This window comes from Enterobacter sp. 22466 (assembly GCF_052044775.1).
GTDB lineage: Bacteria > Pseudomonadota > Gammaproteobacteria > Enterobacterales > Enterobacteriaceae > Enterobacter > Enterobacter dissolvens.
Genome location: NZ_JBQENX010000010.1, coordinates 174,816 through 197,437, shown reverse-complemented (window position 1 = coordinate 197,437; position 22,622 = coordinate 174,816). Strand labels below are relative to the sequence as shown.

20 protein-coding genes and 2 pseudogenes are annotated in these 22,622 nt (G+C 53.0%); 19 read left to right on the top strand and 3 right to left on the bottom strand.

Annotated features, from left to right (window positions below; translation table 11 throughout):
- Positions 1-3: 3 nt before the first annotated feature.
- Positions 4-1,737: a polyurethane esterase gene (locus tag ACTJJI_RS22260; RefSeq protein WP_440655563.1), complete on the top strand. Its 1,734-nt coding sequence runs from the start codon at positions 4-6 to the stop codon at positions 1,735-1,737.
- A 70-nt stretch (positions 1,738-1,807) separates the two neighbouring features.
- Here ACTJJI_RS22260 and pspF read toward each other — a convergent pair whose 3' ends face one another.
- Positions 1,808-2,785 (bottom strand): phage shock protein operon transcriptional activator, encoded by a 978-nt coding sequence (gene pspF, locus ACTJJI_RS22255; protein ID WP_440655562.1) that lies wholly within the window; start codon positions 2,783-2,785, stop codon positions 1,808-1,810.
- Between the two features lie 166 nt (positions 2,786-2,951).
- Here pspF and pspA point away from each other — a divergent pair, with 166 nt between their 5' ends.
- The 15 genes and pseudogenes from pspA (at position 2,952) to ACTJJI_RS22180 (ending at position 16,029) form a co-directional block, all read left to right on the top strand.
- The gene (gene pspA / locus ACTJJI_RS22250; protein WP_013096403.1) at positions 2,952-3,620 is read left to right on the top strand and encodes a phage shock protein PspA; all 669 of its coding nucleotides are present in this window, start codon (positions 2,952-2,954) and stop codon (positions 3,618-3,620) included.
- A gap of 54 nt (positions 3,621-3,674) precedes the next feature.
- On the top strand, positions 3,675-3,899 hold the full coding sequence (pspB, locus tag ACTJJI_RS22245) for an envelope stress response membrane protein PspB (protein ID WP_046887778.1): 225 nt from the start codon (positions 3,675-3,677) through the stop codon (positions 3,897-3,899).
- A complete protein-coding gene (gene pspC / locus ACTJJI_RS22240) occupies positions 3,899-4,258 on the top strand; it encodes an envelope stress response membrane protein PspC (protein ID WP_368278650.1) in 360 nt (119 codons plus the stop codon). Before pspB ends, pspC begins: the two co-directional genes overlap by 1 nt.
- A gap of 12 nt (positions 4,259-4,270) precedes the next feature.
- Positions 4,271-4,492: a phage shock protein PspD gene (gene pspD / locus ACTJJI_RS22235; RefSeq protein WP_046887779.1), complete on the top strand. Its 222-nt coding sequence runs from the start codon at positions 4,271-4,273 to the stop codon at positions 4,490-4,492.
- 193 nt (positions 4,493-4,685) lie between these two features.
- Positions 4,686-6,383 carry an alpha-amylase family glycosyl hydrolase gene (locus ACTJJI_RS22230; RefSeq protein ID WP_440655561.1) on the top strand — a complete coding sequence of 566 codons (1,698 nt, stop codon included), beginning with the start codon at positions 4,686-4,688 and terminating at the stop codon, positions 6,381-6,383.
- 14 nt (positions 6,384-6,397) lie between these two features.
- A pseudogene (locus ACTJJI_RS22225) lies at positions 6,398-6,592 on the top strand (sugar ABC transporter substrate-binding protein); the annotation flags it as partial.
- Positions 6,592-7,236 (top strand): annotated as a pseudogene (locus ACTJJI_RS22220) (carbohydrate ABC transporter permease); the annotation flags it as partial. The pseudogenes ACTJJI_RS22225 and ACTJJI_RS22220, both read left to right, overlap by 1 nt.
- Entirely contained in the window at positions 7,223-8,065 is an 843-nt protein-coding gene (locus tag ACTJJI_RS22215; RefSeq protein ID WP_440655560.1) for a carbohydrate ABC transporter permease, read from the top strand. The pseudogene ACTJJI_RS22220 and the gene ACTJJI_RS22215, both read left to right, overlap by 14 nt.
- A 28-nt stretch (positions 8,066-8,093) precedes the next feature.
- On the top strand, positions 8,094-9,146 hold the full coding sequence (locus ACTJJI_RS22210; RefSeq protein ID WP_440655559.1) for a zinc-dependent alcohol dehydrogenase: 1,053 nt from the start codon (positions 8,094-8,096) through the stop codon (positions 9,144-9,146).
- 18 nt (positions 9,147-9,164) lie between these two features.
- Positions 9,165-9,953, top strand: coding sequence for a sugar phosphate isomerase/epimerase family protein (locus ACTJJI_RS22205; RefSeq protein WP_153907338.1), 789 nt, complete (start codon positions 9,165-9,167; stop codon positions 9,951-9,953).
- 11 nt (positions 9,954-9,964) lie between these two features.
- Entirely contained in the window at positions 9,965-11,023 is a 1,059-nt protein-coding gene (locus tag ACTJJI_RS22200) for a Gfo/Idh/MocA family oxidoreductase (RefSeq protein ID WP_170289839.1), read from the top strand.
- Positions 11,017-13,296, top strand: coding sequence for a glycoside hydrolase family 65 protein (locus ACTJJI_RS22195; RefSeq protein ID WP_440655558.1), 2,280 nt, complete (start codon positions 11,017-11,019; stop codon positions 13,294-13,296). The genes ACTJJI_RS22200 and ACTJJI_RS22195 overlap by 7 nt, the downstream gene beginning before the upstream one ends.
- Positions 13,286-13,963, top strand: coding sequence for a beta-phosphoglucomutase (gene pgmB, locus ACTJJI_RS22190; protein ID WP_440655557.1), 678 nt, complete (start codon positions 13,286-13,288; stop codon positions 13,961-13,963). Before ACTJJI_RS22195 ends, pgmB begins: the two co-directional genes overlap by 11 nt.
- A 2-nt stretch (positions 13,964-13,965) precedes the next feature.
- Positions 13,966-15,048 carry an ABC transporter ATP-binding protein gene (locus ACTJJI_RS22185; RefSeq protein ID WP_440655556.1) on the top strand — a complete coding sequence of 361 codons (1,083 nt, stop codon included), beginning with the start codon at positions 13,966-13,968 and terminating at the stop codon, positions 15,046-15,048.
- A gap of 66 nt (positions 15,049-15,114) precedes the next feature.
- Entirely contained in the window at positions 15,115-16,029 is a 915-nt protein-coding gene (locus ACTJJI_RS22180) for an OmpG family monomeric porin (protein ID WP_083021417.1), read from the top strand.
- A gap of 34 nt (positions 16,030-16,063) precedes the next feature.
- Here ACTJJI_RS22180 and ACTJJI_RS22175 read toward each other — a convergent pair whose 3' ends face one another.
- Complete coding sequence (locus tag ACTJJI_RS22175; protein WP_083021416.1) at positions 16,064-17,074, bottom strand: LacI family DNA-binding transcriptional regulator; 1,011 nt, start codon at positions 17,072-17,074, stop codon at positions 16,064-16,066.
- A gap of 151 nt (positions 17,075-17,225) precedes the next feature.
- On the opposite strand from ACTJJI_RS22175, the gene ACTJJI_RS22170 reads away from it, so the two are divergent.
- The 3 genes from ACTJJI_RS22170 to tyrR all read left to right on the top strand — a co-directional run bounded on the left by ACTJJI_RS22170 (position 17,226) and on the right by tyrR (position 21,327).
- A complete protein-coding gene (locus ACTJJI_RS22170) occupies positions 17,226-18,623 on the top strand; it encodes a YcjX family protein (protein ID WP_046887789.1) in 1,398 nt (465 codons plus the stop codon).
- Positions 18,620-19,672, top strand: coding sequence for a YcjF family protein (locus ACTJJI_RS22165; RefSeq protein WP_196372393.1), 1,053 nt, complete (start codon positions 18,620-18,622; stop codon positions 19,670-19,672). The genes ACTJJI_RS22170 and ACTJJI_RS22165 overlap by 4 nt, the downstream gene beginning before the upstream one ends.
- 113 nt (positions 19,673-19,785) lie before the next feature.
- Complete coding sequence (tyrR, locus tag ACTJJI_RS22160) at positions 19,786-21,327, top strand: transcriptional regulator TyrR (RefSeq protein WP_014832123.1); 1,542 nt, start codon at positions 19,786-19,788, stop codon at positions 21,325-21,327.
- Between the two features lie 36 nt (positions 21,328-21,363).
- On the opposite strand, the gene ACTJJI_RS22155 is transcribed toward tyrR, so the two are convergent.
- Positions 21,364-22,572, bottom strand: a complete 1,209-nt coding sequence (locus ACTJJI_RS22155; protein ID WP_440655555.1) for an aldose 1-epimerase family protein — start codon at positions 22,570-22,572, stop codon at positions 21,364-21,366.
- Positions 22,573-22,622 lie beyond the last annotated feature (50 nt).

The following is a 22,622-nucleotide window of genomic DNA, read 5'->3' as shown; positions in this document are numbered from 1 at the left end:
ACTATGCCTGTATTCGATTATCAGGGCGAGAAAAACACGCAGCTTATTAAGGATGCACTGACCATTGAAAGTATCAATTTTGGTGCAGCCACGTATGCTGATTATACCTATACAGAAGAAAATGGCTGGAAAGTATTAGACGGGACAACGCTTAACTACAGCGGCTGTACTAATCCCTATGGTGCTTTTTATGGCGAAAGTCTTCTTGAAACCAGCGCCGAATGCAACGTTATGGGAAAATATGACGCCAATGGTAAGCTGGTCAATATAGGCATTAGCTTCTGGGGGACGGGCACTTACGCGAGCGCACCTTCACTTCAGCATACCATCAATACCGCGATGGATACCGTCAGCGACGTATTATCTGCACTGGTCGACGGCTATGCGGATAACTATGTTCTCAACGCGTATAAAAACCTCATGAGTTCGGTGGCCACGTTTGCCACGGCAAATGGCCTGACCGGGAATGACGTCATCATTACCGGACATAGCCTTGGCGGACTGGCCGTAAATAGCATGGCAACTCTGTCCGCACAGGGCCAGTGGGGTGGATTCTTTGAGGACGCGAGCTACGTCGCATTTGCCTCCCCGACCCAGAACCTGGCCGACGATAAAGTGCTTAATATCGGTTATGAGAACGATCCGGTGTTTCGTGTGTTAACGGGTCATAGCCTGACGCTGGACAGTTTCTTTAACCACGACACGCCGCTTGAAACCTGCACCAATAACATCGTCTCCTTTAATGATTACTATGCTGGCCTGACCAGCGATTGTAAGTTCTTTTCGATTGCGAATATGGCGTCATGGGCCGGGCACTCCGGTCAGGGCTATACGGACGGTGCATTACGAATTATGGATTCTGAAATCTATGATTTCACCCATCAAAACTCCAACATTATTGTTTCTAATCTTTCTGAAGCCTACCGTTCGACGACCTGGGTTTCGGATCTCAATAAATCCGTAACGCATGTGGGGTCGACATTTATTATTGGTACAGAAACGAACGATTTATTGCAAGGCGGGAAGGGTAACGATTATCTCTGCGGTGGCGGGGGAGATGACAGTTTTAAAGATCACAGTGGCTACAATGTTATTTATGGTGGCGCAGGTACTAACACCTACGTAACGGAATGTAATATCGCCGATTTCAATTTTAGTCACGATGCAGAAGGAACGCTGTACTTTAAGTATTCCACCGGGGATATTACCCGGGCGGAAGATATCCATTACGTTAATGCTGACCACACATTATTCAGTCTGTTTGGTATTAACATTAACCAGAATGCGACATGGCAGGTTACAGATTATGGGTTAGAAGGTGATAGTGGCTCCATCGCGTATGCGAAAAGCTATTACGCCGATACGGAGAACAGCTTTACTATCTCGACCGCCAGTAATGACAGCTGGTTCTATTCAGGAGCCAACGACAGTGAGATCAGCGTAAACGGTAACAATAACAATGTGGTTTCCGGGTATGCCGATGACGCCATTCACCTCAACGGCAGCGAAAATACGCTTCTCTTCTATGGTGATTTTGGTCATGACACGGTCTATAACCTCTCCGCCAGCGACAGCCTGATCTTTATGGCTAACCAGAACATTGCCGATAATGACAGCTATCTCAACCATCTGTCGTTTGACGGTGATAATGCGTTACTCACCTGGGGCGACAGCAGCGTCACGCTGGTCGGTGTTAATAACGATATGCTTTCGCAGATGCATATTGCGGTAGCATAATTCTTATCCCCGCGGGACCCTCGCGGGGATACGTTACTTCTGAACGTATCTGCCAACACAGCCCTGACAGTCAGCGCATCTGATACTTTTTGAGCAATGCCCTTAACTGGTGGTAGGTCAGCCCCAGCAGTTCAGCCGCCCCTTTCTGATTATATTTCGCCATCTTCAGGCTCTGCTCCAGCAGCTGTTGTTCCTGCTTATGCTGGAACTGACGCAAATCAACAGGGAGTGAAGGCACATCGTCCGGGCTCGCCGGCGCGGTAACAGAGGGCGCGTTACGCTGAAAAGGATCGAGAATAATGTTATCCAGTTCCGTGTCACTGCTGCCGTGACGGTAGACAGAGCGTTCGACGACGTTCTTCAGTTCACGAATATTTCCCGGCCAGGGATAATTGAGCAGCGTCTCCTGGGCATTATCGCTAAACCCCGGGAAAAGCGGCAGGCCGAGCTCACGGCACATCTGAATGGCAAACTGTTCTGCCAGCAGCATGATGTCACTGCGCCGCTCACGCAGCGGCGGAAGCTGGACGACATCAAAAGCAAGGCGGTCAAGCAGGTCGGCGCGAAATTTATCCTCCGCCACCATTTCTGGCAGGTTGGCATTCGTCGCACAGACCAGACGAACGTTGACCTGCAGCGGCTGACTGCCGCCGACGCGTTCCAGTTCGCCGTACTCAATGACGCGCAGTAATTTTTCCTGGACCAGCATTGGCGCGGTGGCCAGTTCGTCGAGGAACAGGGTGCCGCCGTCGGCACGCTCGAAACGACCAGGATGGCGCTTTTGCGCCCCGGTAAAGGCTCCCGCTTCATGGCCGAACAGCTCGGTATCCAACAGGTTCTCATTCAGCGCGGCACAGTTAAGCGAAATAAAAGGACCATCCCAGCGCCCGGACAGATAGTGGAGTCGGTTGGCGATCAGCTCCTTGCCCGTGCCGCGTTCGCCGATAATCAACACCGGTTTATTGAGAGGGGCGAGGCGCGAAACCTGCTCCAGCACTTCGAGAAAGCTGTTGGCTTCACCGAGTAAATTGTCTTTATATCCAGCCATGATGAAATTAACCACTCCTTAGCGAGATTCACCAGGTGAGCTTAGTTCCATGGTGGGTAAAAATCAATCACATTTAATAAAATCAATAAGATAAAAAGTTGGCATGGGAATTGTATTATCTGTACAGCAGGGCACCGCCCGATAACAGAAATGTGAGGATTGAATTATGGGTATTTTTTCTCGTTTTGCCGACATCGTGAACGCCAACATCAACTCGCTGCTTGAAAAAGCGGAGGATCCGCAGAAGCTGGTGCGTCTGATGATTCAGGAAATGGAAGATACGCTGGTTGAAGTTCGCTCTACCTCCGCCCGTGCGCTGGCGGAGAAAAAGCAGTTAACCCGCCGTATTGAGCAGGCTACCGCCCAGCTTAACGAATGGCAGGAAAAAGCCGAACTGGCGCTGCGTAAAGATAAAGAAGATCTGGCCCGTGCCGCACTGATTGAGAAACAGAAACTGGCGGACATGGTCACCGCGCTGGAACATGAAGTGACGCTGGTGGACGACACGCTCACCCGTATGAAGAAAGAGATTGGCGAGCTTGAGAACAAGCTGAGCGAAACCCGTGCGCGTCAGCAGGCATTGACACTGCGTCACCAGGCGGCAAACTCTTCCCGCGATGTACGCCGTCAGCTGGACAGCGGCAAGCTTGATGAAGCAATGGCGCGTTTTGAGTCCTTTGAACGTCGTATCGATCAGATGGAAGCGGAAGCGGAAAGCCACAGCATCGGTAAGCAAAAATCGCTCGATCAGCAGTTCGCCGACCTGAAAGCCGACGATGAAATCAGCGAGCAGCTTGCGGCCCTGAAAGCCAAAATGAAGCAGGACAATCAATAATAATTTATGCGGCACCTGAGCGTGCCGCCACGCATCGTACGACAAGGAGTACACATGAGCGCGCTTTTTCTGGCTATTCCCCTGACCATTTTCGTGCTGTTTGTTCTGCCGATCTGGTTATGGCTGCACTACAGCAACCGTTCTTCACGGGACTCGCTTTCCCAGAGTGAGCAACAACGTCTGGTTCAGCTGTCCGATCAGGCGAATAAGATGCGTGAACGCATTCAGGCGCTGGAAGATATCCTGGATGCGGAACATCCGAACTGGAGGGAGCGTTAATGTCTGGACTGAATTTGAATAAAAAATTGTGGCGGATCCCACAGCAGGGCATGGTTCGCGGCGTCTGTGCGGGGCTTGCCCACTATCTGGATGTACCCGTTAAGCTGGTGCGCGTGGTAACGGTGTTATCGATTTTCTTCGGTCTGGCGTTTATCACGCTGGTGGCATATATCGTTCTGTCGTTTGTGCTTGATCCTATGCCGGAAGGCGAACTGGCTGCAGAAGGGGCACCACGTAGTGGCGATATTCTCAACCAGGTGGATGCTGAACTGGTCGCAGGTGAAAGGCGCCTTCGCGAAATGGAACGCTACGTGACATCTGACACCTTTACGCTGAGAAGTCGTTTTCGTCAGCTTTAAGAGAGAGCTTTAATGAATAAAAACTGGCAACAGGCCGGTCAGAAGGTAAAACCCGGCCTGAAAATCGCAGGTAAACTGGTCCTGCTGACGGCATTACGCTATGGCCCGGCAGGGGTGGCTGGCTGGGCAATAAAATCTGTTGCCCGTAAGCCGGTGAGAATGCTGCTGGCCGTGGCGCTGGAGCCGCTGCTGCAAAAACTGGCAAAACGCGTTTCACGCCGATACCTCTCCTGATCCTCATGTGTGCGTCAGCCTTTTTTTGAGAAAAAGGCTGACGTCATTTCTGTGCATTTTCTCCGTTTCCCTCCTTTCTTTGCGGCAGCTCACATTACTGCGTTGCGCCGCGTTGAGATCGCGTTTTTATGCGCTCAGGTCCGTTGACAGATATTTTTCATGGGAGTAGATTGCCTTTCGTGGGACCGCTACCATGGAAAATAAAGTGAACGCGGAAATAAAAAGTTTAATTAGTCTTGTTTACGGTGATTCGTTTTCTGAGATGCAACTGGAAAGTTTGTCAGAGAAAATCTCCAGTGCTGCTAACGTTATTAGTGAAAAGCGTAAATCCGGCTGGGATGAAAAAGATGTCGTCCTGATTACCTATGCCGATCAGTTTTTCAATGAAGGGGAGAACGCGCTGCCTGTTTTTACCCGTTTTTATAACAAATGGCTTTCTCGTTCATTTTCTCATGTGCATCTTTTACCTTTTTACCCGTGGTCCTCTGATGATGGTTTTTCCGTTATCGATTACCATGACGTTGCGCCTGAAACGGGAACATGGCAAGACGTTGCTGAATTAAAGCAATTCACCAGCTTAATGTTTGACTTTGTTTGCAACCATATGTCAGCGAAAAGCCAATGGTTTGCTCATTATCTTGCACAAAAGCCGGGTTATGAAGATTTTTTTATTTCCGTCGATCCGCAAACTGATTTATCTGCTGTGACTCGCCCCCGCGCATTACCCCTCCTGACACCTTTCACCCTTGATGATGGCAGCGTCCGGTATCTGTGGACAACCTTCAGCGATGACCAGGTTGACCTCAATTTTGCCTCTCCTCAGGTGTTGATCGCGATGGTGGATGTGCTTCTTCATTACCTGGTAGAAGGGGCGCGCTATATCCGCCTTGATGCAGTCGGCTTTATGTGGAAGATCCCCGGAACACGCTGCATCCATCTTGAACAAACGCACCGATTGATTCAGCTCTTCCGCGCCATTACGGACGCTGTGGCACCGGGTACGGTGATCATCACTGAGACCAATGTCCCGCATAACGACAACGTTTCTTACTTTGGTGACGGTGAAAATGAAGCGCAGATGGTGTATCAGTTCTCGTTACCGCCGCTGGTTCTGCATGCCGTTCATCGTCAGGATGTCCGGGCACTTTGTCAGTGGGCTTCATCGCTGGAACTGCCGTCAAAGCAAACCACCTGGTTTAACTTTTTGGCTTCGCACGACGGGATTGGACTTAATCCGTTACGCGGAATTTTACCTGAATCGGAAATTCTGTCGCTGGTAGAAACACTCCAGCAGGAAGGCGCGCTGGTTAACTGGAAAAATAACCCTGACGGAACGCGCAGCCCGTATGAAATCAATGTAACCTACCTGGATGCATTAAGTGCTAAGAAGGATGAAGATACTCTGCGCATAGCCCGTTTTATTCTGGCTCATGCCGTACTGTTGAGTTTTCCGGGTGTGCCTGCAATCTATATTCAGAGCATCATTGGCTCCCGCAATGATTACAATGGGGTGGAGCGGTTAGGGTATAACAGGGCAATAAACCGTAAGAAATACTGTGCCGGAGAAATTGACGGCGAGCTTGAAGATAAAAACGGCCTGCGTAATAAGGTTTATTGCCAGTTAAGCGCATTAATAGCATTACGACGACAAGAGAAAGCATTCCATCCAGACAGTGAGGCATTCTTCGAAACCTCAGGTGAACATGTTTTTAAAATAGTTCGCATTGCGGATGAGGGCGAGAGAATTACCGCGCTGTTTAATTTCAGTAATGATATTCAATGCGTCTGTTTTAATCGTCAGTCAGGAAAGGATTTAATAACAGGAATCAATATTAGTAATATGACTCTGACCCTTAATCCATGGCAGGTGATGTGGATTAAAGAAATCTAAAAAAGGACCTAAAAATGAAAATGCCGGGAATTGTGCTGATACCAGCACTGGTTTCGTGCGCCCTGTTATCAGGCTGCAAGGACGACACACAATCTTCTGTGACCATCGAGTTTATGCATTCATCGGTTGAACAGGAGCGCCAGGCCGTCATTACGAAACTGATTGAGAAATTCGAGAAAGAGAATCCGTCCATCACGGTGAAACAGGTACGGCCCTGGTGGTGATAGGTAGCACGGGTCTAGGGCTGGCTGTCGCCATCTTCTTTAACCGGGAGTTTCGGCTGCGCAAAACGGCGCGTTCGCTGGTGATTTTGTCTTACGTCACGCCGTCTATTTCACTGGTGTTTGCCTGGAAGTACATGTTCAACAACGGCTACGGCATCGTGAACTACCTGGGGGTAGACCTGCTGCATCTGTATGACCAGGCACCGCTGTGGTTCGACAACCCCGGCAGCAGCTTTGCGCTGGTGGTGCTGTTCGCCATCTGGCGCTACTTCCCGTATGCGTTTATCTCGTTTCTCGCGATCTTACAAACGATTGATAAATCGTTATACGAAGCCGCAGAAATGGATGGCGCGAATGGCTGGCAACGTTTTCGTATCGTCACGCTGCCCGCGATTATGCCGGTGCTGGCCACGGTTATCACGCTTCGAACCATCTGGATGTTCTACATGTTTGCGGACGTGTATCTGCTGACCACTAAGGTCGATATTTTGGGCGTCTATCTCTACAAAACGGCCTTTGCCTTTAACGATTTGGGTAAAGCTGCGGCTATCTCAGTGGTGCTGTTTGTGATCATTTTCGCCGTCATTCTGCTGACCAGAAAAAGGGTAAACCTCAATGGCAACAAATAAACGCATACTGGGACGTATTGGCTTTTATCTGGGGCTCGCGGCGTTCCTGATTATCACGCTGTTCCCGTTTTTCGTGATGCTGATGACCTCCTTTAAAAGCGCCAGAGAGGCGATATCGCTGCATCCGACAATTTTGCCGCAGGAATGGACGTTACAGCATTACATCGACATCTTTAACCCGCTGATTTTCCCGTTTGTGGATTACTTCCGTAACAGCATGGTGGTGTCACTGACTTCGTCGAACGTTGCGGTGTTTCTCGGCACGCTGGGGGCTTACGCCTTATCCAAACTGCGTTTTAAAGGGCGCACGACGATCAACGCTAGTTTCTACACCGTCTACATGTTCTCAGGGATTCTACTGGTGGTGCCGCTGTTCAAAATCATCACCGCGCTCGGCATCTATGACACCGAACTGGCGCTGATTATCACCATGGTGACTCAGACGTTACCCACGGCGGTATTTATGCTGCGCAGCTATTTCGACACCATCCCGGACGAAATAGAAGAAGCCGCGATGATGGATGGCCTTAACCGCCTGCAAATCATCTTTCGCATCACCGTTCCGTTGGCGATCTCGGGCCTGGTGTCGGTCTTTGTCTACTGCTTCATGGTGGCGTGGAACGACTATCTGTTTGCCTCCATTTTCCTGTCCAGCGCCAGCAACTTCACCTTGCCGGTAGGGCTGAACACGCTTTTCAGTACGCCAGATTACATCTGGGGCCGCATGATGGCGGCGTCGCTGGTGACGGCACTGCCGGTGGTCATCATGTATGCGCTGTCTGAACGTTTTATTAAAAGTGGTTTGACCGCCGGTGGCGTTAAGGGCTGAGGCGGCCAATTTTAACAAGGAGTGAGTCATGAAGAAGTTAGTTGCGACAGCGCCGCGTGTAGCAGCACTGGTTGAATATGAAGATCGTCCTGTAGCCGCGCATGAAGTGAAAATTCGCGCCCGCTTTGGCGCACCGAAACACGGCACCGAAGTGGTGGATTTCAGGGCGGCGAGTCCGTTTATCGACGAAGAGTTTAACCCGGACTGGCAGCTGTTTACGCCGCGTGAAGAGGGTACGGCCCGCGGGATCGAGTTCGGCACATTCCAGCTCGGGAACATGATCGTCGGAGACATCATTCAATGTGGCGCTGAGGTGACGGAATACCGTGTCGGAGACCGCGTTTGCTGTTATGGACCGCTACAGGAAACGGTCATTGTGAATGCCGTCAATAACTACAAATTGCGCAAAATGCCTCAGGGTGCCTCCTGGAAAAATGCCGTCTGCTACGACCCGGCACAATTCGCAATGAGCGGCGTACGTGACGCAAATGTGCGGGTAGGGGATTTTGTCGTCGTCGTTGGGCTTGGCGCGATTGGTCAGATAGCCATCCAGCTGGCAAAGAAAGCCGGTGCGTCAATCGTTATCGGTGTCGACCCTATCGCGCACCGCTGTGACATTGCCCGTCGCCATGGGGCAGACCACTGTCTGGATCCGATTGGCACGGATGTGGGTCTGGAAATCAAAAAACTGACCGGCAGGCAGGGCGCGGATGTGATTATCGAAACCAGCGGCTTTGCCGATGCGCTGCAGTCTGCGCTGCGCGGACTCGCATACGGCGGCACCATCTCATACGTGGCCTTTGCGAAACCGTTCGCGGAAGGCTTTAACCTCGGCCGCGAAGCACACTTCAATAACGCGAAAATTGTCTTCTCCCGCGCCTGCAGTGAGCCAAATCCTGATTACCCACGCTGGAACCGTAAGCGTATTGAAGAGACCTGCTGGGAATTGCTGATGAACGGCTATCTCAATTGCGAAGATTTAATCGAACCGGTCGTAACGTTTACCACCAGCGCTGAGAGCTACATGACCTATGTCGATCAGCATCCTGAACTGAGTATCAAAATGGGCGTCACGTTCTGAGCTAAGGAGAGCATGAAAATGAAAATCGCAACGCAAAACCAGGCCTTTTTCCCGGCTGATATCCTGGCAAAATTCCAGTACATCAAAGCCATGGGCTTTGACGGGTACGAAATCGACGGCAAGCTGCTGGTGGAAAACCTCGATGAGGTTAAAGCGGCCATTCACGCCACAGGGCTGCCGGTCACCACCGCCTGCGGCGGGTACGATGGCTGGATTGGTGACTTTATCGAAGAGCGTCGCCTGAACGGATTAACGCAGATCGAACGCATCCTTGAAGCGTTAGCAGAGGTGGGCGGAAAAGGAATCGTGGTTCCTGCCGCCTGGGGGATGTTTACCTTCCGCCTGCCGCCGATGACGTCGCCGCGTAGCCTTGAAGGAGACCACAAGGCGGTGAGCGCCTCGCTGCGCTGGCTGGATGAGGTGGCGGCGCGCACCGGCACCACCGTTTACCTGGAGCCGCTGAACCGCTATCAGGATCACATGATCAACACCCTCGCGGATGCACGTCGCTACATCGAAGAGAATGGGCTGAAACATGTGCAGATTATCGGCGATTTCTACCATATGAATATTGAAGAAGACTCGCTGACGGAAGCGCTGCACCAAAACCGCGACCTGCTGGGCCATGTACATATTGCCGATAACCATCGTTATCAGCCGGGAAGCGGCTCTCTTGATTTTGCCGCTCTGTTCGACCAGCTGCGTGCCGATTGTTATCAGGGTTACGTTGTTTACGAGTGCCGCGTCCGCGCTGACGATCCTGCGCAGGCCTATCAGGATTCTCTCACTTATCTGCGTGAATGCTAAGGATGACCAGCGTGATGAGTGCTTTAACACCTTCGCCTCTGCGTGTCGCCATTATTGGTGCCGGGCAGGTCGCGGACAACGTACATGCCTCGTATTATTCCACGCGCAGCGATGTTCAGATGGTGGCTGTCATGGACAGCCACCTTGAACAGGCTCAGGCGTTTGCTGAACGCCATGCCATTCCGTCGGCATGGCAGGACGTGAATGAAATGCTGCAGGCAGTCAAACCGGATGTGGTGAGCGTCTGTTCGCCCAATCGCTTTCATTTTGAACATGTGATGGCAGCCCTGGAAGCCGGTTGCCATGTTATGTGCGAAAAACCCCCGGCCATGACACCACAAGAGGCTGAGCTAATGCGGATTGCGGCCCGAACGGCGGGAAAGGTGCTGGCCTATGATTTTCACCACCGCTTTGCACGTGATACGCAACTGCTGCGCGAGGCGGTAATAAACGGGACGTTGGGGGAGATCTACTTTACCACGGCACAGGCGTTACGCCGCTGCGGTGTACCCGGTTGGGGTGTATTCACCAACAAAGCACTGCAGGGCGGGGGACCGCTGATTGATATTGGCATTCATATGCTTGATGCCGCGATGTATGTGCTGGGTTTCCCGGCGGTAAAACGCGTGACGGCGCACAGCTTTCAAAAACTGGGAAACCATAAAAACAGTGGCCAGTTTGGTGAATGGGATCCTGCACAGTTTACCGTTGAGGATGCTCTGTTTGGCACGATTGAATTCTGCAATGGCGGCATTCTGCGTCTGGATACCTCCTTTGCGCTCAATATCCGTGAGCAGTCCATCATGAATGTCGCCTTTTGCGGTGACAAAGCCGGGGCAACGCTGTTCCCGGCCCACATTTACACCGATGAAGGCGGAGTTTTGCAGACCCTCACCCTGCGCGAAGAGGCAGACGATCGGCGGCATTTACGCAGCATGGATGCGTTTGTTCGTCACGTGATGGGAGAGCCGGTCATGATTGCCGATGCCGAACAAGGGCTGGTGATCCAGCAACTGGTCGCCGCACTGTACGAGGCAGCAGAAAAAGGGGAAAGCGTAACGTTATGCTGAACCTGTCTGTATTAAACGATCCGGGTTTTTGCCCTCACAGCCTCAATAAATACGCGTCAATCATGGCCTGCGGCAACGGCTATATGGGCATACGTGCGACGCATGAGGAAAACTACACGCAGCAGACCCGGGGAATGTATCTTGCCGGGCTTTATCATCGTGCTGGTCGTAATGAGACCAACGAGCTGATCAACGTGCCTGACATCATCGGCATGGATATCGAACTGGACGGCATCAATTTCACCTTGCTGTCAGGGGAGATTATTGACTGGCAGCGGGAACTGAATTTTGCTAATGGCGAACTGCGTCGTCGCGTAGTGTGGCGCTCGCCAGATGGAAAGCGCTACCGTGTGGAAAGCCGCCGTTTTGTCTCACTGGATCAACTGCCGTTGGTGGCAATGCAGCTCTCCGTCACTCCGCTGGATGCCTCATCAGGCGTTATGCTGAGCACGGGGATTGATGCGACGCAAACCAACAGCGGCCGTCAGCATCTGGATGAAATCTCGGTCAGAGTCTTTGACCATCACTACATGCAGGGCGTGTATGAAACGCAGGATCGCGCTGCGGATGTGGTGATATCGGCATGCTGTCGTCTCTCAACCACCAGCGACAGCTGCTTTACCGCGAAAAACAGGCGTATCACGGTTCATCACGCCGTGAAGGTTGCTCAGGGTGACACTGTCACGCTTGAGAAGCTGGTCTGGGTGACGCATCGCAGCGACAAAGCGCTTTCCCAGGACACCTTTGCCCGCAATGCGCTTTCTGAGCTCAAGGTCTGTGCCACTAGAGGATATGCTGCGTTACTCGAACGCTGTGCGTGTGCCTGGAAAAAGGTCTGGCATGACTGCCGTGTGGACGTCACGTCGACGGAGCATCAGGATCAGCTGGCGCTGGATTACGCGGTCTGGCATCTCACGGCCATGACGCCTGCCCATGATGAACGGAGCAGTATTGCGGCTAAAGGCCTGACCGGGGAGGGCTATAAAGGCCACGTCTTCTGGGATACCGAAATTTTCCTGCTGCCTTTCCATCTCTTTACCCGACCCGAGGTTGCCCGTCGTCTGCTGCGCTACCGCTGGCTTAACCTGCCGGGGGCACGGGAAAAAGCGCGTCGTAACGGCTGGCCTGGCGCCCTGTTCCCCTGGGAGAGTGCCGCGAGCGGTCAGGAAGAGACGCCGGAATTCGCGGCGATCAACATCCGCACGGGCGTTCGTCAGAAAGTGGCCTCCGCGCTGGCTGAACATCATATCGTGGCGGATATTGCGTGGGCGGTTGTCGCCTACTGGCAGGCAACACACGATGACGCCTTTATGCGCAATGAAGGCCTGACGCTGCTGATGGAAACCGCGTCGTTCTGGATGGGACGCGCGACGGAAGTTGGCGACCGTCTGGAGATCCATGACGTAATTGGGCCGGATGAGTACACGGAGCACGTGAACAACAACGCGTATACCAACTATCTGGCCTGGCACAATGTCGCCAGTGCCTGCCGGTTTATGTCGATGTTTGCGCGTGAAGACGGGCGATTTACGCAAAACGCGGAACGGTTCCTGGCGCGCTTATGGGTGCCTGAGGCAAACACCGACGGGGTCATACCGCAGGACGACACCTTTATGTCCAAACCCGCGATCGATCTGAGCCGCTATAAAGCGAAAGCGGGTAAGCAGACCATCCTGCTGGATTACTCGCGCGCCGAAGTGAACGAGATGCAAATCCTTAAACAGGCCGACGTGGTAATGCTTAACTACCTGTTGCCGGAACGCTTTACGCCGCAGCAGTGCGCGGCCAACCTGGCATTCTATGAGCCGCGCACTATTCATGACTCATCCCTGAGCAAAGCCATCCATGGGATTGTGAAAGCGCGTTGTGGTGATACAGAAGGGGCTTACGCCTTCTGGCGTGATGGCATTGCCATCGATCTGGGCGACGATCCACACAGCAGTGATGACGGTATTCATGCTGCCGCAACGGGCGCGATCTGGTCAGGCGTTATTCAGGGATTTGCCGGTCTGCAGATCGTGGACGGGGAGTTACATCTGGCACCCAGGATGCCTGCGCACTGGCAAAGGCTGACGTTTCCGCTGCGTTGGCAGAATGCGCAGCTGCACTTCATCGTTACGAAAGAGGCACTTACGGTGACCAGTTCTGCTCCCGTCACGCTAACGCTCTGGGGTAAAACCCTTCAGCTTTCGGGACGGCAGGTCTTGTCCTGCAAGGATTTTCTAACGTCTGTTACTGGGACCGCTACCACGGAGGGAAGGGATGGAGCTTAAAGCTGTTGTATTCGATCTGGATGGCGTGATCACCGACACCGCACACCTGCATTTTCTGGCCTGGCGTGCGGTGGCGATGGAGATTGGGATCACCATTGATGAGAGCTTCAACGAAGGGCTGAAGGGAATCAGCCGCATGGATTCCCTGCAGCGGATCCTGCGTCACGGTGGCAAAGAAGACGCGTTCGACGAAAAGCAGCGCCTGGCGCTTGCGGGGAAAAAGAACGATCTCTATGTCCGGTCGCTGGCTTCGCTTACGCAGGCGTCACTGCTTCCGGGCATTCGTGACGTGCTGGCCGACATACGCGCGGCAGACGTCAAAATTGGGCTGGCATCTGTTTCACTCAACGCTCCCGGTATTTTGCACGCGTTGGGGATCCACTGGGCGTTTGATTTCTGTGCCGATGCGTCCCGCATTGCCCGCTCCAAACCGGACCCGGAAATCTTCCTTGCCGCCTGCACGGGTCTTAACGTCCGCCCGGAGGAGGCTATCGGGATTGAGGATGCCGCCTCCGGCGTTGAGGCGATCAACGCCGCAGGGATGTTGTCGGTGGGAATAGGGGCAGGCCTCAAGCATGCGGGACTTCAACTTCATTCAACGCGGGAGCTGACCTGGAAATGCCTGACCGATTTCTGGGCTTCCCGGACGGTACTGATAAGGAATTAAGAATGGCGCAACTTTCGCTTAAACACGTCCAGAAGATCTATGACAACCAGGTTCATGTGGTCAAAGATTTTAACCTCGACATTGAGGATAAAGAATTTATCGTTTTCGTCGGGCCATCGGGCTGCGGTAAATCGACGACGCTGCGCATGATCGCCGGGCTGGAAGAGATCAGCGCCGGTGAGCTGGTGATTGACGGTGTCTGTATGAATGATGTCCCGGCTAAGTCTCGTGATATCGCGATGGTCTTTCAGAACTATGCGCTCTATCCCCACATGACGGTGTACGACAACATGGCGTTTGGGTTGAAGATGCAGAAAATCGCGCCCGCCGTCATTGAAGAGCGGGTTAACTGGGCCGCTCAGATCCTGGGCCTGCGCGAGTACCTCACGCGTAAGCCCGGCGCGTTGTCTGGTGGCCAACGCCAGCGCGTGGCGTTAGGCAGGGCGATTGTGCGTGAAGCGGGGGTATTCCTGATGGATGAACCGCTTTCAAACCTTGACGCCAAACTGCGTGTTCAAATGCGTGCCGAAATCAGCAAGCTGCATCAAAAGCTGAATACCACCATGATTTATGTGACGCACGATCAGACCGAAGCCATGACGATGGCGACCCGCATTGTGATCCTCAAAGATGGATACATTCAGCAGGTGGGCGCACCGAAGCAGGTCTATAACGAACCGGCAAATATGTTTGTGGCAGGTTTCATTGGTTCGCCAGCAATGAACTTTATTCGGGGGGCGATCAATGAACGCTACTTCGTGACGGAAACGCTGCACCTGGAGATCCCCGAAGACAGGCTCTCGGTACTTAACGCTCAGGGATATCAACGTAAAGCCGTGGTCTTTGGCATCCGACCGGAGGATATTTTCACCTCGCAAGCCAGCGGTGAGGTGATTGCCGCCAAAATCAGCGTTGCCGAACTGACCGGTGCTGAATTTATGCTGTATGCCACCGTTGGGGGCCACGAACTGGTCGTCCGGGCAGGGGCTGCCACTGATTATGCTGCAGGGGATAATATCGATATTCAGTTCGATATGAATAAGTGTCATTTTTTTGACGCGGTAACAGAAGCGGCAATCAGATAATAAAAATGTTCGCCGGGAATATTAATTTCCGGTTTTTTTGTTTGTCCATTATAAAGGAATATTTTAATGAGTACTCTACTAAGAAGTGCTGCGCTTATTCTATGCGCAGGGGTTAGCTACGCACACGCCTCAGAACCGGAACCACACTGGAATTTTAATATAGGTGCCATGTATGAAATTGAAAACGTCGAAGGTCAGGGGGATGATAAAGACGGATTATATGAACCCTCCGTGTGGTTTAACGCCACATGGGATGCGTGGACGATTTCCCTTGCCATGTATCAGGAAGGTCCCGTTGATTACAGCAGTATGACCCGCGGGACCTATTTTGATCGTCCCGAATTCGAGCTGCGCTATCGTTTTATTGGAACCGATGATTTTACCCTCGGCCTGACCGGCGGTTTCCGTAATTACGGTTATCATTTCAAAGATGAACACGGCGCGAAAGACGGTAGCGCCAATATGCAGCGCTACAAAATACAACCAGACTGGGATATTAAGTTAAGCGATGACTGGCGTTTCGGCGGCTGGTTTGCCATGTATCAGTTTGCGAACGACCTGGAAAAAACGGGTTATGCCGACAGTCGTGTTGAAACAGAAACGGGCTTTACCTGGACCATTAATGAAACCTTCGCGGCAAAAGTGAATTACTATTTAGAGCGTGGTTTTAATATGGATAGTTCACGTAATAACGGTGAGTTTTCAACGCAGGAGATCCGCGCCTATTTACCCATTTCATTAGGTAACACCACGCTGACGCCGTATACCCGCCTGGGGCTCGACCGCTGGTCAAACTGGGACTGGCGAGACGATCCTGAGCGTGAAGGGCATGATTTTAACCGACTGGGACTGCTCTATGCCTACGATTTCAGTAACGGCCTTTCAATGACGCTGGAGTATGCCTATGAATGGGAAAACCATGATGAAGGCGAAAACGATCGTTTCCATTATGCAGGCGTGGGCGTGAATTACGCCTTCTGATCGGCTATTCACCAGGGGCTGTCTGCCCCTGGTTTTAGCGAAGAGAATCAGCGAACGAAAAGTGGGTCTCAATCAGCACCTTATGCGGGGCGGGTTTACCGGAGATACGCCTGAAAAGCAGGTCGCAGCTCTCTTCGCCCAGCTTGCGGGTGGGAATATCAAATCCAGCTGGCGCAGGCGTCAGAATCAGGGATAGCATCGGGTCGCTGTAACCCGCCACGGCAACCTGCTCAGGTAGCATCAAATTTAATTCATCCGCAGCGCGATAAAGACTCAGCAATTTCATGCTGTCGGTGGCGAATACCGCATCCGGCGGGGTGGAAGAAGACAACAACTTAATGGCCGCTGAAAGTGCGCTCTCATGGGTATAACCGCCATCAATGATCCAGTCCGGGTTAACAGCAATATTCGCCTTTTTCAGGCTGGCTTTATAACCCGCGAGACGATCAATAGACACGTGATAATCGAGTGGCGCATGCAGGCAGGCAATTTTTTTCCGCCCGTTTTTAATAAACGTGTCGGTCAGCATCTCGCTGTCACGAAAATTGTCGGTATCGACGGAGTAAATATTCTGAAAATCACCTTCCACTTTACCGATTACAACCACCGGCACACCGTAGGTATCAAGCCGAGAGAAAAAGGATTCATTGGCAGGCGAGCTCAGCATAATGACCCCTTTAATCATTTTCTGCTTTATTTTGCTTTCGCATTTGAGCAGGTCATCTTCACTGCTCTTTGACGTTTGCAAAATAACATCAAACCCTTCCTCTTCTGCTTTTGCGGTTATGGCGTGCAGAACATCAGAGAAAAAAGGATTACCGGCGGTGGTTTTCGTTGAGCGGGTAGATATCACCATAATGGCGTCAAAGCCAGAAGAGGTCAGGGCGCGGGCAAGTTTATTGGGTTGATAATTTAATTCTTCAATCGCTTTTAGCACTTTCTCCCGTGCTTCAGGAGAAATATTGGTTTGTTTATTCAACACTCTGGACACGGTTGATTTTGAAACGCCAGCAACGCGCGCAATATCATAGATGGTGGGTGACATACACCTTACTCACTCCGGGACGGCAATGTCGTTCATCTTACTGGAGAAAAAACGACAATGGCAATAATTATGAATTGATAATCAACGATCTGTCCCCATTTATTGTATTCTGAAGCAAGTCATTCCAGGCTTCCAGCAACGAAGGACGGCGATGAAGCGACTTAAAAACGAACTCAATTCTCTGGTGAACCGCGGCGTCGATCGCCATTTGCGCCTGGCTGTCACCGGGCTTAGCCGCAGTGGCAAAACGGCGTTTATCACGGCGATGGTTAACCAGTTGCTGAACCTGCACGCCGGGGCACGCCTGCCGCTGCTCAGCGCGGTGCGGGAAGAGCGTCTGCTGGGCGTTAAGCGTGTTCCCCAGCGCGATTTCGGTATCTCGCGTTTTACCTATGATGAAGGGCTGGCACAGCTTTACGGTGACCCACCCGCGTGGCCGACACCCACGAGAGGGGTGAGCGAAATCCGCCTCGCGCTGCGTTTTCGATCCAATGAATCGTTGATGCGCCACTTCAAGGATACCTCCACGCTCTATCTGGAGATTGTGGATTACCCGGGCGAATGGCTGCTCGATTTACCCATGCTGGCGCAGGATTATCTCAGCTGGTCGCGACAAATGACCGGTTTGTTACAGGGTCACCGCGCGGAGTGGTCGGCAAAATGGCGACAGTTATGCGCAGGATTAGATCCGCTGGCGCCCGCAGATGAGAACCGCCTGGCGGCGATTGCCGAAGCCTGGACGGATTATCTGCATCAGTGCAAACAGGAAGGGCTACATTTTATCCAGCCAGGGCGTTTTGTTTTGCCGGGCGACCTGGCGGGTGCGCCTGCGCTGCAGTTCTTCCCGTGGCCCGACGTAGATGGCGTCGGAGAGGCAAAGCTGGCGCAGGCAGACAAGCACACCAACGCCGGGATGCTGCGCGAGCGCTACAACTACTACTGTGAAAAAGTGGTGAAAGGTTTTTATAAAAACCACTTTTTACGTTTCGATCGTCAGATTGTGCTGGTGGACTGCCTGCAACCGCTCAACAGCGGGCCGCAGGCTTTCAACGATATGCGCCTGGCGCTGACGCAACTGATGCAAAGTTTTCACTACGGACAGCGTACGCTGTTTCGCCGCCTCTTTTCTCCGGTGATCGACAAACTGCTGTTTGCGGCCACCAAGGCCGATCACGTAACGGTTGATCAGCATGCCAACATGGTGTCGCTGTTACAGCAACTGGTGCAGGACGCCTGGCAAAATGCGGCGTTCGAAGGGATCAGCATGGATTGCCTCGGGCTGGCTTCCGTGCAGGCGACGCAAAGTGGGTTGATTGACCTCAACGGCGAGAAAATCCCGGCTTTGCGCGGGAATCGCCTTAGCGACGGTGAACCGCTGACCGTTTATCCCGGCGAAGTGCCCGCGCGTCTGCCGGGGCAGGCATTCTGGCAGAGCCAGGGCTTCCAGTTTGAAGCCTTCCGCCCACAGGTTATGACCGTCGATCAGCCGTTACCGCACATTCGTCTGGATGCGGCGCTGGAGTTTTTGATTGGAGATAAATTGCGATGACGGAACCGTTAAAACCCCGGATTGATTTTACCGGGACGCTTGAGCAGGCGCAGCAGGAGGCCTTCAAAGCGGCGCAGACGTTCAGCGGCACGCAGGCGGAACATTTCGCCCCGGCGCTGACAGACGAGCCGTCCGTCGAGGAAGGCCAGGCGGAAGCGGTCGTTGAGGCTGCTTTACGTCCGAAACGCAGCCTGTGGCGTAAGATGGTCGCGGCCGGGCTGGCGCTGTTTGGCGTGAGCGTGGTTGGGCAGGGGGTGCAGTGGGGTATCAACGCCTGGCAAACTCAGGACTGGGTGGCGCTGGGCGGTTGTGCCGCAGGGGCCCTGATCGTGGGAGCGGGCGTCGGGTCCGTTGTGACTGAATGGCGTCGGCTGTGGCGTCTGCGACAGCGAGCGCATGAGCGGGATGAAGCTCGCGATCTGCTGCACAGCCACGGTACCGGAAAAGGCCGCGCATTCTGCGAAAAGCTGGCGGCGCAGGCCGGGATAGACCAGTCACACCCGGCGCTGCAGCGCTGGTATGCCGCTATTCATGAAACCCAAAATGACCGGGAAGTCGTGACGCTTTACTCCCACATGGTGCAGCCTGTGCTGGATGCTCAGGCGCGGCGCGAGATTAGCCGCTCTGCGGCGGAATCAACGCTGATGATCGCGGTCAGCCCGCTGGCTTTGGTGGATATGGCGTTCATCGCCTGGCGTAACCTGCGGCTGATAAACCGTATCGCCAGTCTTTATGGTATTGAGCTTGGCTACTACAGCCGGCTGCGGCTCTTTAAGCTGGTGTTGCTGAATATCGCCTTTGCCGGTGCCAGTGAGCTGGTGCGCGAAGTCGGCATGGACTGGATGTCTCAGGATCTGGCGGCCCGTCTCTCAGCGCGTGCCGCGCAGGGAATTGGGGCAGGGTTGTTAACCGCACGTCTGGGCATTAAAGCGATGGAAGTCTGCCGACCACTGCCGTGGATCGACGGAGATAAACCGCGCCTGGGGGATTTCCGCCGTGAATTGATTGGGCAGCTCAAAGAGACGCTCAATAAAAAACCGGTTCAGTAACCGGTTTGTTTACTAATCGTGCTGGCTGTCAATCTTTCTTGACAGCCATCTTCCGCATCACCGTGTTCTGACATATCATTTTAAGGTTATTGGCTTAAAACGGTGAATTTCCCATGCGTCTTGAAGTCTTCTGTGAAGACCGTCTCGGTCTGACCCGCGAGTTACTCGATCTCCTTGTTTTACGTAGCATTGATTTACGTGGCATTGAGATCGATCCTGTCGGGCGAATTTACCTCAATTTTGCCGAAATTGAATTTAATACTTTTAGCAGCCTGATGGCTGAAATCCGCCGTATCGCTGGCGTTACGGATGTACGCACTATCCCCTGGATGCCGTCTGAACGTGAACATCTCGCGTTGAGCGCCTTGCTGGAAGCCATGCCGGAGCCTTTCCTGTCACTGGATCTGAAAAGCAAAGTCGAGCGGGTAAACCATGCGAGCTGCCAGCTGTTCGCCCAGAGCCAGGACAAGCTCAGTCACCACCACGCTGCGCAGCTGATCCCGGGGTTTAACTTCCAGCGCTGGCTGGACAGTAACCCGCAAAATACGCACAGCGAGCATGTGGTGATCAACGGGCAGAATTTCCTTATGGAGATTACGCCTGTGTATCTGAAAGGGGAGAATGACGCCCGCGTACTGACCGGTGCCGTGATCATGCTGCGCTCTACCGTGCGAATGGGCCGTCAGCTGCAAAATCTCTCCAGTCAGGATGTGGGGGCGTTCAGCCAGATCATTGCCGTCAGCCCGAAAATGCGTCATGTGGTTGATCAGGCCCGTAAGCTTGCCAGTTTGACCGCGCCGCTGCTGATTACCGGCGATACCGGGACCGGAAAGGACCTGCTGGCCCACGCCGTACATCTGGCCAGCCCGCGCGCCGCAAAACCGTATCTGGCGCTGAACTGTGCCTCTATTCCAGAAGATGCCGTCGAGAGCGAGTTGTTTGGCCACGCCCCGGAAGGCAAGAAAGGCTTCTTCGAGCAGGCTAACGGCGGCTCTGTACTGCTGGACGAGATAGGCGAAATGTCGCCACGCATGCAGGCCAAACTGCTGCGCTTCCTGAACGATGGTACGTTCCGTCGGGTCGGTGAGGATCATGAAGTTCATGTGGATGTGCGCGTGATTTGTGCCACCCAGAAAAACCTCGTTGAGCTGGTACAGAAAGGGATGTTCCGCGAAGATCTCTACTATCGACTGAACGTGTTGACGCTAAACATTCCGCCGCTGCGCGATTGTCCGCAAGATATCATTCCACTGACAGAGCTGTTTGTGGCGCGCTTTGCCGACGAGCAGGGTGTACCGCGTCCGAAACTGTCAGCCGATCTGGGGACGGTGCTGACGCGCTACGGCTGGCCGGGTAATATTCGTCAGTTGAAAAATGCCGTCTATCGGGCGCTGACGCAACTGGAAGGGTACGAGCTGCGACCGCAGGATATCCTGTTACCGGATTACGATGCCGGAACGGTATCGGTGGGCGAAGAGGCGATGGAAGGCTCGCTGGATGATATTACCAGCCGTTTCGAGCGCTCCGTGCTGACTCAGCTGTATCGCAGCTACCCAAGCACCCGTAAGCTGGCAAAACGCCTGGGCGTATCCCATACCGCGATTGCGAATAAACTTCGTGAATATGGGCTCAACCACAAGAAGGGTGACGAATAACGATAAAAGCCTCTGTAAAGAGGCTTTTTTTTGCACTTACTCTTTCGCCAGAGGCGTGGTATCAACCTCGACTTTTGTTTCACCCTGAATCCCCGCAATTTTCTGTTCAACCTCTTTCACCTGCTCCTTGCTGTGAAGCAGGGTATAGGTCAGGTCAAACTGCGTGCTGGCGCCAGGTTGTAACTGCTTAACACGTTTCTGCTCGCGTTCAATGGTGACGGGATAGGCGTAGCTGGTACCCGGCTCAATACCCGTGACATAGCCCTGTTTAAGCGTGTCGGTATTTTTCCATAACGTCAAAACAGGCAACTGCCGCGTGTCGAACTGAATTGACGCGCCTTTGTCTCCCGCCTTATTGATCACGGCTGCCAGGGTCTCATGGTTATTATCCGCGAGCGGTTTGATATTGAAGACCATTTCATCAAAGCCCTGAGTGGGGCCAGCGTAGGTTTGCCAGTTATCCAGACCCGCTTTGGCATAGTCATTGAAAGGACCAATGCTGGCGGCCGGCGCAAGGAAACGGGCACCTTCTTCGAGGATTGGCGTACCAAAGTTGCTGTGGTAGATAATCTGATAATCATGAGGATAATCAGCATGGTTGGTCAGAACATCATGCAGGCTGAACTGGTTGCTGCCCGGCACGTAGCGCAGTTCGGTCATGGTCTGCAAATCCGCTTTTTTAAACGTGCTCTCTTTAATTAAACCGCGAATGCGGATTTCATGTGGTGCGGCATCTGCAACCTCCACTTCCACCAGCGACGCTGGCGTATTTCCCGCCTTGCCGTGCAGGGTATAAATCTGGCCGTCTGCCGTGACCGGGTGGCCTGTCCATTCATAGCCACAGCGAACCATCATCTCGTTGAAACCTTCCAGCCAGCCGAGACCGTTTCGACTTTCCAGATTGATAAAGGCCGGATTCACGACCTCTTTCACCGGAGAGGACCATCCCATTTGGGTGCCAAAACCCTCGACATGCAGCAGATTCATCCCGCGCGTCGGGCTAAGGGTGATTGTCAGGCCATTTTTACTGCTGATAACGATTACCTTGCTGCCTTCCTGCTTGCCACCATGCAGGACTTTTTGCTCGATGCTGAAAGGCTGTCCCTGAAACTTCAGCTCATCGCTGGAAATTTTCCAGTTTCCTTTCTCCACGCCGCTTTCAGCGCTTGTCAGCACCCAGGTTTTAGCGGCGGCATGTCCAGATATCAGTACCGCAAGAACCGTAAAAGCCAGTTTAATCTTCATATTTAATCCCTTTTGCTGAAACGATTTTTTATCACGTAAGCAAATCTAAT

Bases quoted from the DNA above. Each gene is read 5' to 3' on its own strand.
- ACTJJI_RS22260 (WP_440655563.1), top strand. From the start codon at position 4: ATGCCTGTATTCGATTATCAGGGCGAGAAAAACACGCAGCTTATTAAG.
- pspF (WP_440655562.1), bottom strand. From the start codon at position 2,785: ATGGCTGGATATAAAGACAATTTACTCGGTGAAGCCAACAGCTTTCTC.
- pspA (WP_013096403.1), top strand. From the start codon at position 2,952: ATGGGTATTTTTTCTCGTTTTGCCGACATCGTGAACGCCAACATCAAC.
- pspB (WP_046887778.1), top strand. From the start codon at position 3,675: ATGAGCGCGCTTTTTCTGGCTATTCCCCTGACCATTTTCGTGCTGTTT.
- pspC (WP_368278650.1), top strand. From the start codon at position 3,899: ATGTCTGGACTGAATTTGAATAAAAAATTGTGGCGGATCCCACAGCAG.
- pspD (WP_046887779.1), top strand. From the start codon at position 4,271: ATGAATAAAAACTGGCAACAGGCCGGTCAGAAGGTAAAACCCGGCCTG.
- ACTJJI_RS22230 (WP_440655561.1), top strand. From the start codon at position 4,686: ATGGAAAATAAAGTGAACGCGGAAATAAAAAGTTTAATTAGTCTTGTT.
- ACTJJI_RS22215 (WP_440655560.1), top strand. From the start codon at position 7,223: ATGGCAACAAATAAACGCATACTGGGACGTATTGGCTTTTATCTGGGG.
- ACTJJI_RS22210 (WP_440655559.1), top strand. From the start codon at position 8,094: ATGAAGAAGTTAGTTGCGACAGCGCCGCGTGTAGCAGCACTGGTTGAA.
- ACTJJI_RS22205 (WP_153907338.1), top strand. From the start codon at position 9,165: ATGAAAATCGCAACGCAAAACCAGGCCTTTTTCCCGGCTGATATCCTG.
- ACTJJI_RS22195 (WP_440655558.1), top strand. From the start codon at position 11,017: ATGCTGAACCTGTCTGTATTAAACGATCCGGGTTTTTGCCCTCACAGC.
- pgmB (WP_440655557.1), top strand. From the start codon at position 13,286: ATGGAGCTTAAAGCTGTTGTATTCGATCTGGATGGCGTGATCACCGAC.
- ACTJJI_RS22185 (WP_440655556.1), top strand. From the start codon at position 13,966: ATGGCGCAACTTTCGCTTAAACACGTCCAGAAGATCTATGACAACCAG.
- ACTJJI_RS22180 (WP_083021417.1), top strand. From the start codon at position 15,115: ATGAGTACTCTACTAAGAAGTGCTGCGCTTATTCTATGCGCAGGGGTT.
- ACTJJI_RS22175 (WP_083021416.1), bottom strand. From the start codon at position 17,074: ATGTCACCCACCATCTATGATATTGCGCGCGTTGCTGGCGTTTCAAAA.
- ACTJJI_RS22170 (WP_046887789.1), top strand. From the start codon at position 17,226: ATGAAGCGACTTAAAAACGAACTCAATTCTCTGGTGAACCGCGGCGTC.
- ACTJJI_RS22165 (WP_196372393.1), top strand. From the start codon at position 18,620: ATGACGGAACCGTTAAAACCCCGGATTGATTTTACCGGGACGCTTGAG.
- tyrR (WP_014832123.1), top strand. From the start codon at position 19,786: ATGCGTCTTGAAGTCTTCTGTGAAGACCGTCTCGGTCTGACCCGCGAG.
- ACTJJI_RS22155 (WP_440655555.1), bottom strand. From the start codon at position 22,572: ATGAAGATTAAACTGGCTTTTACGGTTCTTGCGGTACTGATATCTGGA.